Annotated in this window: 11 protein-coding genes and 1 pseudogene; 10 read left to right on the top strand and 2 right to left on the bottom strand. The window is 72.4% G+C overall.

Annotation, left to right across the window (positions count from 1 at the left end; translation table 11 throughout):
- Positions 1-25 precede the first annotated feature (25 nt).
- The 5 genes from pcaH (at position 26) to KCH87_RS21800 (ending at position 4,677) form a co-directional block, all read left to right on the top strand.
- The gene (pcaH, locus tag KCH87_RS21820) at positions 26-799 is read left to right on the top strand and encodes a protocatechuate 3,4-dioxygenase subunit beta (protein ID WP_210587852.1); all 774 of its coding nucleotides are present in this window, start codon (positions 26-28) and stop codon (positions 797-799) included.
- A gap of 6 nt (positions 800-805) precedes the next feature.
- The gene (pcaG, locus tag KCH87_RS21815) at positions 806-1,411 is read left to right on the top strand and encodes a protocatechuate 3,4-dioxygenase subunit alpha (RefSeq protein WP_210587851.1); all 606 of its coding nucleotides are present in this window, start codon (positions 806-808) and stop codon (positions 1,409-1,411) included.
- Complete coding sequence (gene pcaB / locus KCH87_RS21810) at positions 1,408-2,703, top strand: 3-carboxy-cis,cis-muconate cycloisomerase (protein WP_210587850.1); 1,296 nt, start codon at positions 1,408-1,410, stop codon at positions 2,701-2,703. The genes pcaG and pcaB overlap by 4 nt, the downstream gene beginning before the upstream one ends.
- Positions 2,700-3,815: a 3-oxoadipate enol-lactonase gene (gene pcaD / locus KCH87_RS21805; protein ID WP_210587849.1), complete on the top strand. Its 1,116-nt coding sequence runs from the start codon at positions 2,700-2,702 to the stop codon at positions 3,813-3,815. Before pcaB ends, pcaD begins: the two co-directional genes overlap by 4 nt.
- Positions 3,816-3,885: 70 nt before the next feature.
- Positions 3,886-4,677 carry an SDR family NAD(P)-dependent oxidoreductase gene (locus KCH87_RS21800; RefSeq protein ID WP_210587848.1) on the top strand — a complete coding sequence of 264 codons (792 nt, stop codon included), beginning with the start codon at positions 3,886-3,888 and terminating at the stop codon, positions 4,675-4,677.
- 106 nt (positions 4,678-4,783) lie between these two features.
- Here KCH87_RS21800 and KCH87_RS21795 read toward each other — a convergent pair.
- Positions 4,784-7,469 (bottom strand): annotated as a pseudogene (locus KCH87_RS21795) (AAA family ATPase).
- 181 nt (positions 7,470-7,650) lie between these two features.
- Between KCH87_RS21795 and KCH87_RS21790 the strand changes: the two are divergent.
- From KCH87_RS21790 to KCH87_RS21780, 3 genes are all read left to right on the top strand, one after another.
- Positions 7,651-8,922 (top strand): MFS transporter, encoded by a 1,272-nt coding sequence (locus KCH87_RS21790; RefSeq protein WP_210587847.1) that lies wholly within the window; start codon positions 7,651-7,653, stop codon positions 8,920-8,922.
- A gap of 4 nt (positions 8,923-8,926) precedes the next feature.
- The gene (locus KCH87_RS21785; protein WP_210587846.1) at positions 8,927-10,081 is read left to right on the top strand and encodes an anhydro-N-acetylmuramic acid kinase; all 1,155 of its coding nucleotides are present in this window, start codon (positions 8,927-8,929) and stop codon (positions 10,079-10,081) included.
- A 69-nt stretch (positions 10,082-10,150) separates the two neighbouring features.
- Complete coding sequence (locus KCH87_RS21780) at positions 10,151-11,155, top strand: DUF2510 domain-containing protein (RefSeq protein ID WP_210587845.1); 1,005 nt, start codon at positions 10,151-10,153, stop codon at positions 11,153-11,155.
- 155 nt (positions 11,156-11,310) lie between these two features.
- Here KCH87_RS21780 and KCH87_RS21775 read toward each other — a convergent pair whose 3' ends face one another.
- Positions 11,311-11,925: a TetR/AcrR family transcriptional regulator gene (locus KCH87_RS21775; protein WP_210587844.1), complete on the bottom strand. Its 615-nt coding sequence runs from the start codon at positions 11,923-11,925 to the stop codon at positions 11,311-11,313.
- A 198-nt stretch (positions 11,926-12,123) separates the two neighbouring features.
- Here KCH87_RS21775 and KCH87_RS21770 point away from each other — a divergent pair, with 198 nt between their 5' ends.
- Complete coding sequence (locus KCH87_RS21770) at positions 12,124-12,927, top strand: phosphatase PAP2 family protein (RefSeq protein ID WP_210587843.1); 804 nt, start codon at positions 12,124-12,126, stop codon at positions 12,925-12,927.
- Entirely contained in the window at positions 12,924-13,880 is a 957-nt protein-coding gene (locus tag KCH87_RS21765; protein ID WP_210587842.1) for a hypothetical protein, read from the top strand. Before KCH87_RS21770 ends, KCH87_RS21765 begins: the two co-directional genes overlap by 4 nt.
- Positions 13,881-13,884 lie beyond the last annotated feature (4 nt).

The following is a 13,884-nucleotide window of genomic DNA, read 5'->3' as shown; positions in this document are numbered from 1 at the left end:
CCGTCAGGAACCCCCAGGAATTGCCATGACTCTCACCCAGCACGACATCGACCAGGAAATCGCCGCCGAGCACGCCGCCTACGAGAAGCGCGTCGCCGATGGTGCACCCGTCGAGCATCAGCCGCGTCGCGACTACGCCCCGTACCGCTCGTCGATCCTCCGGCACCCGAAACAGCCGCCGGTCGCCATCGACGTGTCCCAAGACCCGGAGCTGGTGGAGCTGGCCTCCCCCGCGTTCGGCGAGCGGGACATCACGGAGATCGACAATGACCTGACCCGGCAGCACAACGGTGAGCCGATCGGGGAGCGGATCACCGTGTCCGGGCGGCTCCTCGACAGTGGCGGCCGGCCGATCCGTGGCCAGTTGGTCGAGATCTGGCAGGCCAACTCGGCGGGCCGGTACGCGCACCAGCGTGAGCAGCACGACGCGCCGCTGGACCCGAACTTCACGGGCGTCGGCCGGACGCTGAGCGACGACAGCGGCTTCTACAGCTTCACCACCGTCCAGCCGGGCCCGTATCCGTGGCGCCAGCACGTCAACGCCTGGCGGCCGGCCCACATCCACTTCTCGCTCTTCGGCACGGCGTTCACCCAGCGGCTGGTGACGCAGATGTACTTCCCGAGCGACCCGCTGTTCCCGTACGACCCGATCATCCAGTCGGTGACCGACGACGCGGCCCGGCAGCGGCTGGTCGCGACGTACGACCACAGCCTGTCGGTGCCGGAGTTCTCGATGGGCTACCACTGGGACATCGTGCTCGACGGGCCGCACGCCACCTGGATCGAAGAAGGACGCTGACCCACGATGACGAAGATCGACACGAGCAATCCCGAGGCGGTGCTCCCGACGCCGTCCCACACCGTCGGCCCCTTCTACGGTCATGCCCTGCCCTTCCCCGGCGGCGGCGACATCGCCCCCGTCGGTCACCCGGACACGATCGCCCTGCGCGGCCAGGTGTACGACGGCGAGGGCAACCCGCTGCCGGACGCGTTCGTGGAGCTGTGGGGCGCCGACCCGGACGGACATGTGCCGCAGGTCGACGGTTCGATGCGGCGTGACACGGCGAGCGGCGGGTTCCTCGGTCGCAATGGAGTGGAGTTCACCGGCTGGGGGCGGATCCAGACGGACGCGGGCGGTCACTGGTCCGCGCGGACTCTGCGGCCCGGGGCGCGTGGGCAGAGCGCGCCCTACATCAGCGTGTGTGTCTTCGCGCGCGGACTGCTGGTGCACCTGTTCACCCGGATCTATCTGCCGGGTGACGACGCCGCGCTGGCCGCCGACCCGCTGCTGGCGCGGCTGAACCAGGACCGACGCGCCACGCTGATCGCCACGGACGGGGGCAATGGCACATACCGTTTCGACATCCGCCTTCAGGGCGAAGGCGAGACGGTCTTCCTGGAGTTCCAGTGACAGCTGCCGATCCCGACACCGGCCTGCTCGCCCCCGGGTGGGCGGGCTCCCCCGCCGCCACGGCCACCGGCGACGGCGCCTATCTGTCGGCGCTGCTCGACGCGGAAGCCGCGCTGACCCGCGCCCAGGCCGCGCTGGGGCTCGCCCCGGCCGAGGCCGCGACCGCGGTGACCGAGGCGGCCGATGCCCGGCACTTCGACGTGTCGTCGATCGCCGAGCGCGCGCGGGGCGGCGGGAACCCGGTCATCCCCCTGGTCGCGGATCTGACGAAGGCGGTCGGCGAGGAGTACGGCTCCTACGTCCACCGGGGTGCGACCAGCCAGGACATCATGGACACGGCGACGATGCTGGTCGCCGCCCGCACCCTGGACCTCGTCCTCACCGACCTCGGCCGCACGGAGCGGGCGCTGGCCCGACTGGCCGCCGAGCACCGCGACACCGCGATGCCGGGACGCACGCTCACCCAGCACGCCGTACCGACCACGTTCGGGCTGAAGGCGGCCGGGTGGCGGTCTCTGGTGCTCGACGCACGGGACCGGGTGACGGTCGTACGGGACGGGCTGCCCGCACAACTCGGGGGCGCGGCAGGAACGTTGGCGGCCTTCGGGGCGTACGGCGCGAGCGATCCGACCGCGCTGCCGGCGGCGTACGCCCGCGAACTGGGCCTGAAGGCACCCGAGTTGCCCTGGCACACGCTGCGCACTCCGGTCGCCGATCTCGCCGGGTGTCTCGCCTTCGCGGCGGGCGCGCTGGGCAAGATCGCCGTGGACGTTCTCACCCTCTCCCGCACCGAGATCGGCGAGGTCGCGGAGGGAAGCGGCGGAGGTTCGTCCGCCATGCCGCACAAGTCCAATCCGGTACGGTCCACCCTCATCGCCTCGGCCGCACGGCGGGCACCTCAGCTCGCCGCCACGCTGTACGGGTCGCTGGCGGCCGAGGACGAACGGCCGGCCGGGGCCTGGCACGCGGAGTGGGAGCCGCTCAGGGAGCTGCTGCGACTGGTGGGCGGGGCCGCCCGGGATGCCGTAGAGGTGGCCGAGGGACTGCGGGTCAGACCCGATGTGATGCGTGAACACCTCGATCTCACCAACGGGTTGATCGTCTCCGAACGGCTGTCCGCCGAGCTGGCCCCGGTGCTGGGCCGAGCCCACGCCAAGGAACTGCTCACCCGGCTGGCGTCCGAGGGACGCCCGCTCGCCCAGGCACCGGAGTTGACGGACGTCGACCTCGACCCCACCCACTACACCGGCTCCGCCGGAGCCCTCACCGATCGCGCGCTGGAGCGACCTTGAAACTCCTCAACCACCGTGCCGAAGGGCCCACCACCGCGCCCCCGCTGCTCCTCGGACCCTCTCTCGGCACCTCGTACGCCTTGTGGGACAAGGTGGCGCCGGAGCTGTCGATCACGCATCGGGTCATCCGCTGGGACCTGCCGGGACACGGCGGTTCGGATGCCGATCTGATCGGGGCGGGGGCGACGGTCGGTGACCTTGCCCGCCTGGTGCTCGCGCTCGCGGACTCGCTCGCCATCGAGCGGTTCGCGTACGCGGGGGTGTCGCTGGGCGGTGCGGTGGGGCTGCATCTCGCCGTGCACCACCCCGAGCGGGTCTCCTCGCTTGCCGTGATCTGTTCGTCGGCGCACTTCAACGGCTCGAAACCGTGGGAGGAGCGAGCCGCGCTGGTGCGTGGCGAAGGGCTCGCCGGGCTGGCCGAGAGTGCGAACGCGCGGTGGTTCACGCCCGGGTTCACCGTGCCCGAGCTGGTCCAGGACCACCGGGACGCCGATCCTGCCGCGTACGCCGCCTGCTGTGACGCGCTCGCCGCCTTCGACATCCGGGACCGGCTCCCGGAGATCTCCGCGCGCACCCTGCTGATCGCCGGCCGCGAGGACCCGGCGACACCGCCCCCGCATCTGCGGGAGATCGCGGACGCGGTGCCGGGCGCGACCCTGGTCGAACTCCCCGGTGCCTCCCATCTGGCGCCCGCGCAGTGCCCGGCGGCGGTGCTCACAGCGCTGCGGGCCCACCTCACCGGCGGTGCCAAGCGCGGTATGGAGGTACGGCGCGAGGTGCTCGGCGACGCCCATGTCGACCTGGCGCAGGCCCGCCAGACCCCCTTCACCGCCCGCTTCCAGGACTTCATCTCGCGCTACGCCTGGGGCGAGATCTGGACCGACCCGACGCTCTCGCGCCGCGAACGCAGCATGATCACGCTGACGGCGCTGGTCGCCCACGGGCACTACGACGAGCTGGCCATGCATGTGCGGGCGGCGCGGCGCAACGGGCTGACCCCGGAGGAGATCGGCGCGGTGCTGCTCCAGACGGCCGTGTACTGCGGGGTGCCGGCGGCGAACTCGGCGTTCGCGGCGGCCCGGCGGGTGCTGGCGGAGGAGGACTCCGCCTGAGGGTGACCCTGCCGGTCGTAGCTTCAACAGCACCACGCAGACATCTCCCCCGTGTGCCTACGGTGGAGGTATGTCCACCATCCTGATCACCGGCGCCACCTCGGGTCTCGGCCGGTACGTCGCCTTCGAACTGGTCCGCTCCGGACATCTGGTCCTCGCCCACGGCCGCGATCGGGGCCGTACGGAACGGCTGGTCGCCGAGTTGCGCACGGAGGGCGCGGCCGAGGGGTTCGTGGCCGATCTGGCCTCCCTGTCCCAGGTGCGCGACCTGGGCGCCCGGGTCGCCGCCGCGCACCCCGATCTGGACGTGCTGATCAACAACGCGGGCGTGGGCGCGGGTCACCGCGGCTCGGGACGTGAGCTGAGCACCGACGGACACGAACTGCGGCTGGCGGTCGACTACTTGGCGCCGGTCGAGCTCACGCGCGCCCTGCTGCCGGTACTCCGCGCGAACCCTCCCGCGCGGATCGTCAACGTCGGCTCGGCCGGCCAGGAGCCCGTCAACTTCGACGACCCCGAGTTCACGCGCGGCTACGACGGTTTCGCGGCGTACTGCCGCGCCAAGTTCGCGCTCGCGGCGCATACGTTCTCGCTGGCCGAGGAGCTGGCCGGCACGGGTGTCTCCGTGAACGTGCTGCACCCCGCCACCTTCATGGACACGGCGATGGTCCGCGAGGGCGGCATCGCGCCGATGACCTCGGTCGCCGACGGGGCACCGGGGGTGCTGGCGCTCGCCACGAAGGACCTGGGCACGGGCGGCTACTTCGACGGGACACGTCCGGCACGGGCCAACGCGGCGGCGTACGAGAACGAGGTGCGCAAGCGCCTGTCGGCAGTCACCGACCAACTCCTGCGCACCTGACCCACTACGGTTCGGCAGCGCCCCGTAGGGGCGCGGGGAACTGCGCGACCAGCCACAACGAAGCCGCAGCCAACAAACGACCCATCGCGGCACTTCCAGCGGAGCGCTACCGCAGCCCGCGTCCCGTCTCCAGGACCTCCCGCACCTGGGCCACCAGTCCGTCTGCGCCGCAGGAACGCGCCAGCGCCAGGCCCCGGTTGAGCTCGCCGACGGAGCGGGCGGCGATGCCGTACTCGACGCGGGCGGCCGCGTGTTCGTACTGGCAGGGCGAGGCCTCCAGATAGGCGACCGCCTGGGCGGCGAGCCGGACCGCGCGCTGGCCGGTCTCCAGGGCGGCGGCGCAGCGCAGGGCCTCGCCGATGGCGGTGTCCGTGCCGAACCGCTCGGCCTGGCGGCGGGCGTCGGTGGCGAGCCGGGCGGCGCGGGCCGGGTCCTCGGTGGCGAGGGCCCGGGCCAGGTCGACGGCCCAGGGCACCATGATCGGGTTGTGGTGGCCGCGGGCCGCCGCCGCCTTCTCGGCGGCCTCCAGTTCGTTGATGCCGTCCTTCGTGCGACCGGTCGCGAGCAGCAGGCGGCCGCGTACGGAGCGCGGGTCGGGGATGACGATGGTGGACGGGTACGGCGGTGCGAAACCGTACTGCTCGGCGATGTCCCAGGCCTCCTCGACATGGCCGCGCGCGAGCAGCGTGTCGACGAGGTTGCAGGTCGTGGTCCAGTACAGGGGCAGTCCGCGGCCGACGCGCTCGGCGATGCGCAGTGACTCACGCAGGGATGTCTCGGCCTCCCTGAGACGGCCCTTTCTGCGGTGGCCGAGGCCGACGTACGCATGGGCCAGGGCGAGGTGGCCGCCGCTCCAGCCGGCCGACTCGTACGAGCGCAGAGCCTCCGTGTAGAGGGCGTCGGCGCGGTCGAGCCGGTCCGTGAAGGCGTACGCGTTGGCGAGCATCAGCAGCAGTTCGATGCCCCACTCGGTGTCGGTCCAGCCGAGTCCGGGGGCGAGACGGCCGTTGACGAGGGAGCGGTCGCACACTTCGACGACCTCCTCGGCGTTCTCGCCGTGGGTCATGGCGTCGAAGCCGCGCAGCATCAGCAGCGCGCGTTCCGAGTTGTCCTTGCCGGTGCAGGTCGCGGCGAGTACGGCGAGCCGTTCCGAGCGGCCCGGCGAGGTCGACTCGCCCGCGTGGATGCCCTCCCACATGTACTGCACGGCTTGGAGCCGCAGCTTGGCCGGGCCCGCTTCGTGCCGGGCGGCCTCCGCCTCGACCGTGCGGACGGCCTCCTCCAGCTGGTCGTTGTGGAGCAGCGCCTGGGAGAGGCGGAAGACGGCGTCCACGCGTTCGCCGCCGTCGAGGCCGGGCATGGCGAGCGCGGACTGGAGGTGGTCGATGGTGGTGGCGGGCGCGGTCAGCAGGGTGGCGCAGCCCAGTTCGTAGAGCACGCGCGCGTGGACCTCGGGCAGCGGCGGTTCCAGCAGGGCGCGTTCCAGACAGCGGCGGGCCGCGTCGGGGGCGCCGACGGCGACATGTTCGCGGGCGGCCTCGCGCAGCTGCTCGACGACTTCCTCGTCGTCGTCCGGGTGGACCTGGAGGAGATGCCGGGAGGCGGCCGCGGCGCCGCGCCCGGTGTCCGTGACGACCTGGGCGGCGATGCCGTGCATCGCGGTGCACAGGGCAGGCGGGATGGAGTTGTAGACGGCGGTCGCGATCAGCGGATGGACGAAACTCCAGGCCGCCGTCGCCGACGCGGGCGTTCGCGGGGTCGGGTGCGGTGAGGATGCGGGCGCTGCACAGCAGTTCGGCGCAGCGCACGGCCTGCTCGTGGCCCATGGTGGCCAGCTGGGCGACCAGGTCCACGGAGATCTCCGCGCCGAGGATCGCGGCGGCCCAGGCGAACCGGGTCGCGTCGACGCCGAGTCCCTCCAGGCGGGCGACGAGACCGCCGCCGCGGGCCGAGCGGTTCAGGGCGCGCAGCTCGGCGGCCTGCGCCTCGACGGGTTCGAGCTCACTGTCCTGGACCTTGGCGAGGAGTTCCACGGTCTCGTACGGGTTGCCGCCGGTGACGGCCCAGACCTCGCGGCAGAACGGGGCGTCGGCGTGCGGGCCGAGGGTGGCGCGGGTGAGGCCCGCGGTCGCGTCCGGCGTCAGCGCGCTCAGGTTGGCGACCGGTCCGCCCGCCGCCGCGGCGACCGCGTCGAGATACCGGGCGCTGTCGCCGCCGACCTCGCCGGGGCGGCGGGCCACCACGACCAGCACGGAGAGGTCGTCGAGGCGTTCGGCGAAGGCGGCGAGCCAGCGCAGGGTCTCCTGATCGGCCCAGTGGGCGTCGTCGATCAGCAGCACGAGCGGCCAGTCCCGCCGGGCCAGCCGGCGCACCGCGGCGACCAGACCGTCACACACGCCCTGCGGGTCGGCCTGCCGGTCGCCGGGGTCCGTGATGCCGAGGGCGGGGCCGGCGATGTCGTACCAGTCGCCGAGGTACTCGCGCGCCTCCTCCGGCATCAGCGACACCAGTGCGGGCTGGAGCAGCTGTCGTACGACATTGAAGGGGACGGATTTCAGCGTCTCGCCACCGCGGGCGGACCACACCGTGCAGCCGCGCCGTTCGGCGACGCGGCGGGTCTCGGCCAGCAGCGCGGTCTTGCCGAGCCCGGCCTCGCCCCGGAACACCAACAGGCTGCCCGAGGACGAGCGGTCCGCGTACAGGGTGCTGATCGCCTGCTCGACGGCGGCGACCTCCTGGTCGCGCTCCCACAGGGAAGGCGAGGCGGCCGCCGTGGGCCGTACCTCCGTCATCCTGCTACCTCCCCAAGTCGCCCGAACGACGTACCGAACCCGAGCGTAGCCCTCCGGTCGTCGCGGTGCGGGCCGGTCCGGGGAGCTGTTGCCGTGACGGGTGACAGCGAGGGCCCGCGGGCGACGCGAACGGCGTGCGACCTGCTGTTGTGAAGGTGACGGACAGTCAATACTCGTGGGAATGAAGGTGACTTTCGAGGAGCGGGACACCGTCCGGTCCCGCCGGGCCCTGGTGGCGGGCTCGGTGGGCAACTTCATCGAGTGGTACGAGTTCGGCGTCTACGGCTACTTCGCGACGATCATCGCGGCGCGCTTCTTCACCCCGGAGGGCGGCAGCGAGGCCGAGGCGCTGGTGAAGACGTACGCCTCCTTCGCGCTGGCGTTCTTCTTCCGGCCGGTCGGCGCGGCCCTGTTCGGCCGGCTCGGCGACCGGATCGGGCGGCGACCGGTGCTGATCCTGGTGATCGTCCTGATGACGTGTGCCACCACGCTGATCGGCGTGCTGCCGACGTATGCCACGGTCGGGGCTCTGGCGCCCTGGCTGCTCACCTTTCTGAGGGTGCTTCAGGGACTGTCTGCGGGCGGGGAGTTCGGGGGTGCGGTGTCGGTGATGACGGAGTTCGCGCCGCCGGGGAAGCGCGGGCTGTACGGGTCGTGGCAGTCGTTCACGGTGGCGCTGGGGCTGCTCGGCGGGGCGGGGGCGGCGGCGCTGCTGGCGACCGTGCTGACGGAGGACCAGCTGGGCGACTGGGGGTGGCGGCTGCCGTTCCTGCTGACGCTGCCACTCGGTCTCGGCGCCCTGTGGCTGAGGCTGCGGCTGGACGAGACGCCGGCGTTCCGGGAGGTGGTGGAGCGTACGAGTCCGCCGCCGCGCGAGGTGGCGAGGGCCGTCGCGCTGGGCGCCGCGCGGATCATGGGCTGGGCGGCGGCCGGTTACACCTTCCTGGTCGTGCTGCCCTCGTATCTCCAGAGCACACTCAACGCGAGCTTCCAGCAGGCGCTGATCGCCACGGTGCTGGCCAATCTGGGCTTCGCGGTCACGATCGTCCCGGCGGGACTGCTCAGCGACCGGATCGGGCGGCGGGCGGTGATGCTGACGGGGGCGGTGCTCGTGGTGGTCCTGGCGGTGCCGCTGCTCAACCTGCTTCAGCATGCGGGGACTTCGCATGCGGGCAAGGGAGCGGCGGTGTTCGGTGCCGGTGCCGTGGTCGGACTGATGGCCGGGCCGGGACCTGCGATGCTGGCGGAGATGTTCCCGACGACCGTGCGCTACACGGGGCTGGGACTCGCCTACGCCCTGTCGAATGCGGTGTTCTCGGGCTGTGCGGGGCTCATCATCACCGAGACCGTCGAACGGACCGGGAACGTGGACGTCCCGGCGTACTACGCGGCGGCGACGTGCGCGGTGAGCGTCCTCGCCCTGCTCACGCTGCCTGCCAGGAAGGCGAGTTGAGACGATGCGGGTGATCGGCCTGATGTCGGGCACGTCGTACGACGCCATCGACGCGGCGGCGGCCGATCTGGACCTCGTCGGGGACACGCTCGTACTGAAACGGCTCGGGATGGTGAGCGAGCCGTACGACGACGGGCTGCGGGACGCGCTCGTCACGGCGCTGCCGCCCGGAGCCGTCCGGATGGCCGAGGTGTGCCGGCTGGACACCCGGATCGGACAGGCCTTCGCGGCGGCAGCCGTGCGGGCCGGCCGTGAACTGTGCGAGGGGCGGGCCGAGTTGGTCGCCTCGCACGGGCAGACCGTCTACCACTGGGTGACGGACGGGCGGGTGCACGGCACCCTTCAGCTCGGGCAGCCCGCCTGGATCGCCGAGGCGACCGGGCTGCCCGTGGTCGCCGACTTCCGGCCGCGCGACATCGCCGCCGGCGGCCAGGGCGCACCGCTGGTCGGACTGGTCGACCGGCTGTGGCTGCGCGGCCGACCCGGGACGCCGGTCGCACTGAACATCGGAGGCATCGCCAATCTGACCGCGCCCGACGGGACCGCGTTCGACACCGGTCCGGGGTGCGCGCTGATCGACGCGGCGGCCCGGGGGTTCAGCGGCGGGCGCCTGGAGTGCGACGCGGACGGGGCGCTGGCGGCCCGCGGCCGGGTGCACGCACTTCTGCTTCAGCGGCTGCTGGCCGAGCCCTACTACGCGCTGCCCGCGCCGAAGACGACCGGCAAGGAGCTGTTTCACCTCGGCCATCTGCATGCGGCGCTCGCCGGGTTGGGGACGCTGCCCGCCGAGGACGTGCTCGCCACGCTGACCATGCTGACGGCCCGGACGGTCACCGACGCCGTGCGCCGGGTGGGCGCCACGGAGGTGATCGCCTCGGGCGGCGGGACCCGCAATCCGGTGCTGATGGCGAACCTCGCCGCGCTGCTGCCGGGGGTGGCGCTGGGCACCTCCGACGAGCTGGGGCTGCCGTCGGACGCGAAGGAGGCGTACGCGTTCGCGGTCCTCGGGTTCCTCACCGCGCACGGGCTGCCCGGTACGGATCCTGCGGGCACGGGCGCACGGCACGCGCGCGTGCTCGGTTCGGTGACCCCCGGCCGGGACGGACTGCGCCTTCCGGCACCGGCGTCCGAATCCCCCGTACGACTCATCCTGGAATGAGCACACCCGCGCCGATTGTGATCCCGGCCCTCTCATCCGCCTTTCACCGACACCTCGTACGGTGGGCCCATGACGCAGGCGACTCCTCCGGGGTGGCACCCCGACCCCGGGCAGACAAGTGACGGTCCCCCCACCGAGCGTTGGTGGGACGGCCAGGCATGGACGGACCAGACTCGCCCCGCGGGGTCGGGCGCCGCATGGAGTGGCCCGGCCCAGCCGCAGGCGGGCGGTGCGTATCCCATATACCCCGCCTATCCCGCCCAGCCGCCCTCCGGTACGCGGCGCGGGCTGCGTACGGGCATAGCCGTCGCGGTGGCGGCCGCGGTCCTCGCGAGCATCGGCGTGGGCGTGTTCGCGCTGTCCGGCGACGACGGCGGGAGCGGCAACGCCGCGGACTCGCAGCAGGCGCCGGGCGGGCAGGGCGGCCAGGGCGGTTCCGGTGGACAAGGCGGTCCGTTCGGCGACGGCGGTGACGGCGGCTCCGGCGGTGACGGCGGCTCCGGCGGTGCCTCGCCCTCACCCGAGGAGTCAGAGGCTCCGAAGATCGAGAGCGGATCGGTCGCCGACGCGATCAGCGGGATCAGCATCCCCATCCCCGACGACTGGTACGGCCAGGAGCTGACGGTCGGCGCGTCGGTCACGTCGAACGACTCCTACAAGTGCCCCGGCGACACCTCCGCGTCCTGCACGAAGGGTGGCGCGTACTCGGCGCCCGCCCTCGCGCTCGGCACCGACGGCAGCACGGCCGAGGAGGTCGCCAAGGCGGACATCACGGTCAACGCCGAGCAGTCGTACGGCGGTAAGACCTACGGCGAGATCACCTCGCACGAGGTGCTGGCCTCCAAGGCGGTCACCGTGGCCGGCCAGAAGGGCTACCAGGTCCGCTGGAAGGCGGTCACCAGCAAGGGCTCCGACGGGTACGTCGAGTCGCTCGCCTTCCCCTCCCCCGCGAACCCCGAGCAGATCGTCGTCGTCCGGTTCGGCGTCGACGTCGCTGAGAAGCAGACGGTGATCGACGAGATAACCAAGGGCATCAAGGTGTCCACCGGAGGCGGCAGCGGCCAGGACGTCTGAGCCGTTTTCCGCACCCCGGACACCAGTCGGCCGGGTGGGGCGCCCCTCCGCTCAAGAGGAACCCCACCCGGCCGGGGGGTGCGCGCCGCCCCCGTCCCCACGGTGCGGCGCGAGCAGGTCACCGTCCAGTCATCCCGTGGACGGCGGCCTGGGTCTCAGGTCAGGCCGAGTGCCGGCAGCACGGCGGCCTCCACAAACCTCAAGAGGTAGTCGGGGTCGGCATATTCCCCCTCGAGTACCGGTCGCACCCGCTGGACACCGAACATCTGCGCCGGGACATACGGCAGCGCCGGATGGTCGGCCGCGATCTCGCCCCGCTCGACCCCGCGCCGGAGGATCGCCTCCAGCGCGGCGATCTCCGGCTCGACGAGCGCCTCGCGCAGCGCCTGCTGGAGCTCCTTGTCCTGCATGACGGCGTGGCCGAGCGCCTGGAGGAGCGAGGTGTCCTTCGTCCCCCACACGGCCGCGGCGCGCGCGACCTCGCGCAGGTCCTCGGCGAGTGATCCGGTGTCGATGCCCGCGAAGCGGACCTCGCGGTTCGAGCGCAGCGCGGCCGCCACGAACTGGGGCTTGGTCTTCCACTGCCGGTAGAGCGTGGACTTGCTGCACCGGGTGCTGGCGGCGACGCCGTCCATGGTCACGGCGTCATATCCGCAGCTGCGGATCTGTTCGATCACGGCGTCGAAGAACTCCTGCTCACGCTCGGGCGTGAGCTTGGAGCGGCGCGAGGCGACGACCGTGTCCGGTCCGTCCGCGTCCTGCGACGTCATGGTCTCTTCTCCTCGCTCAGAAACAGCGCCCCGAGGGGTCTGTACTCCTGTGTGTCGTACGTCTATCGATACGCCACTGTACCGGTACTCGATTGTATCGGTACAGTGGCGTATCGAAACGGTCTAGTATCGGCACCGAGTCGTATCGGTACAGGTCCGTATCGACACGCACCACCGTCAGCGAGAAAGGGCCGGGGGATGAATGCCCGCACCGAGCCTGTCGAAGCCGAAGCCGATGCCGACGCGATAGCGCGGCCGCCGCTCGTCCGTGAGCTCCTGCTCGTCGCAGGGCTCTTCCTCGTCTACAAGTTCGGCCGCATGCTGGCGACGGGCCACACCGGCGAAGCCTTCCGCAACGCGCACCAGGTGTGGGACCTGGAACGAGCGGTACATCTCCCCGGCGAAGGTGCGGTGCAGTCGCTGCTCCTGCACAACGACGCGCTGGTGCACCTCGCGAACACCTACTACGCCACCGTCCATTTCCCGGCCACCGCGGCCTTCCTGATCTGGCTGTATCTGCGGCGCCCGGCGCACTACGTCTGGACCCGCCGCGTCCTCGCCGCGGTCACCGGGGCCGCGCTGGTGGTGCACCTGGTGTTCCCGCTCGCCCCGCCGCGGATGCTGGCCGCGACCGGCCTGGTGGACACCGCGCACGTCTACGGACCATCCGTGTACGGCTCACCGCAGACGGACACCCTGTCGAACCAGTTCGCGGCGATGCCGTCGCTGCACTTCGGCTGGGCCTTGATGGTGGCGATCGGGCTGATCGTGGCGACGCGGTCGCGCTGGCGCTGGCTGTGGCTGCTGCATCCGATGCTGACACTGCTGGTGATCGTGGGAACGGCGAACCACTACTGGCTCGACGCGATCGTGGCCGCGGCCATGCTCGGCCTCGCCCTCGCCGTGATCCATCTGCCGCACCGGACGACGACCACAGCCGGACGCGGTCAGCAGGCACTCGCACCCGCCGACGAGCACGTGCTGGTGGGGGCCGGACGATGAGCGGCACGCTGGTCGCCGTCATCCTGTCCCTGTTCTCCGCCGTCGCCTACGCGGCCGCGGCCGTCGCCCAGGAACGGCTGGCCTCCCGGACGCAGGGGACGAGTCTGCTGCGGCTGCTCGGCACCGGCGCCTGGTGGTCCTCGGTCGCGCTGAACGCTTCCGGCGCGGTCATGCACGTCGTGGCCCTCCGCTACGGTCCGCTGACCGTCGTACAGCCGCTGGGTGCGCTCACGCTGGTCGCCGCGGTGCCGATGGGTGCGCGGCTGGCCGGGCGGCGGGTCAGCGCGGTGGAGTGGCGGGGGACGGCGTTCACGCTCGTCGGGCTGGCCGCGATCCTCGTCGTGGCGTCCGGGTCCGAGCCCGGCCAGGTGCTGAGCGTGTCGGAGGCGCTGGCGGTCGCGGGCGTGAGCGCGGCGCTGATCGGCGTGCTGGGGCGGCCGGGCGACCGGTCGGGGCTGCGGCACGCCACCGCGTCCGGCTTCGCCTCGGGGGTCGGGTCCGCACTCACGCAGACCGTGACGGTCGCCGCGACGGACGGTTCGGGCCCGCTCCTGAGCTGGCAGGTGATCGGAGTGGCGCTGCTCGTCGCGGTCTTCGCCGTCGGCGGGTTGCTGCTGTCGCAGTTCGCCTACCGGGGCGGCCTCGGCGCCCCGCTGGCGGTGGTGACGCTGGCGAACCCGATGGCCGCCGCGGTGATCGGGCTGTCGCTGCTGGGCGAGGGGCTGCACGGCGGGGTGCTCGGCGTGCTCCTCGCGCTCGCGGGAGCGGCGCTGGCGTCGTGGGGTGTGGTGCTGCTGACCCGGGTGACCCCCGAGAACCACCCGGTGGCCGCCGTACTCGCCCTGGAGGCCGAATCTGCGTCACCGGAACCGGCGTTGGCGCCCGCGACCCCGTCGCCGGACCCGGCGCTGGTGCTCCGGCAACCAGGACCGGGGCACCTCACACCGCTGTGAGCCG

The organism is Streptomyces sp. GESEQ-35, assembly GCF_017948485.1.
Taxonomy (GTDB): Bacteria; Actinomycetota; Actinomycetes; order Streptomycetales; family Streptomycetaceae; genus Streptomyces.
The sequence above is the reverse complement of the archived record's forward strand: the minus strand, read 5'-3'. Positions and strand labels throughout refer to the sequence as shown.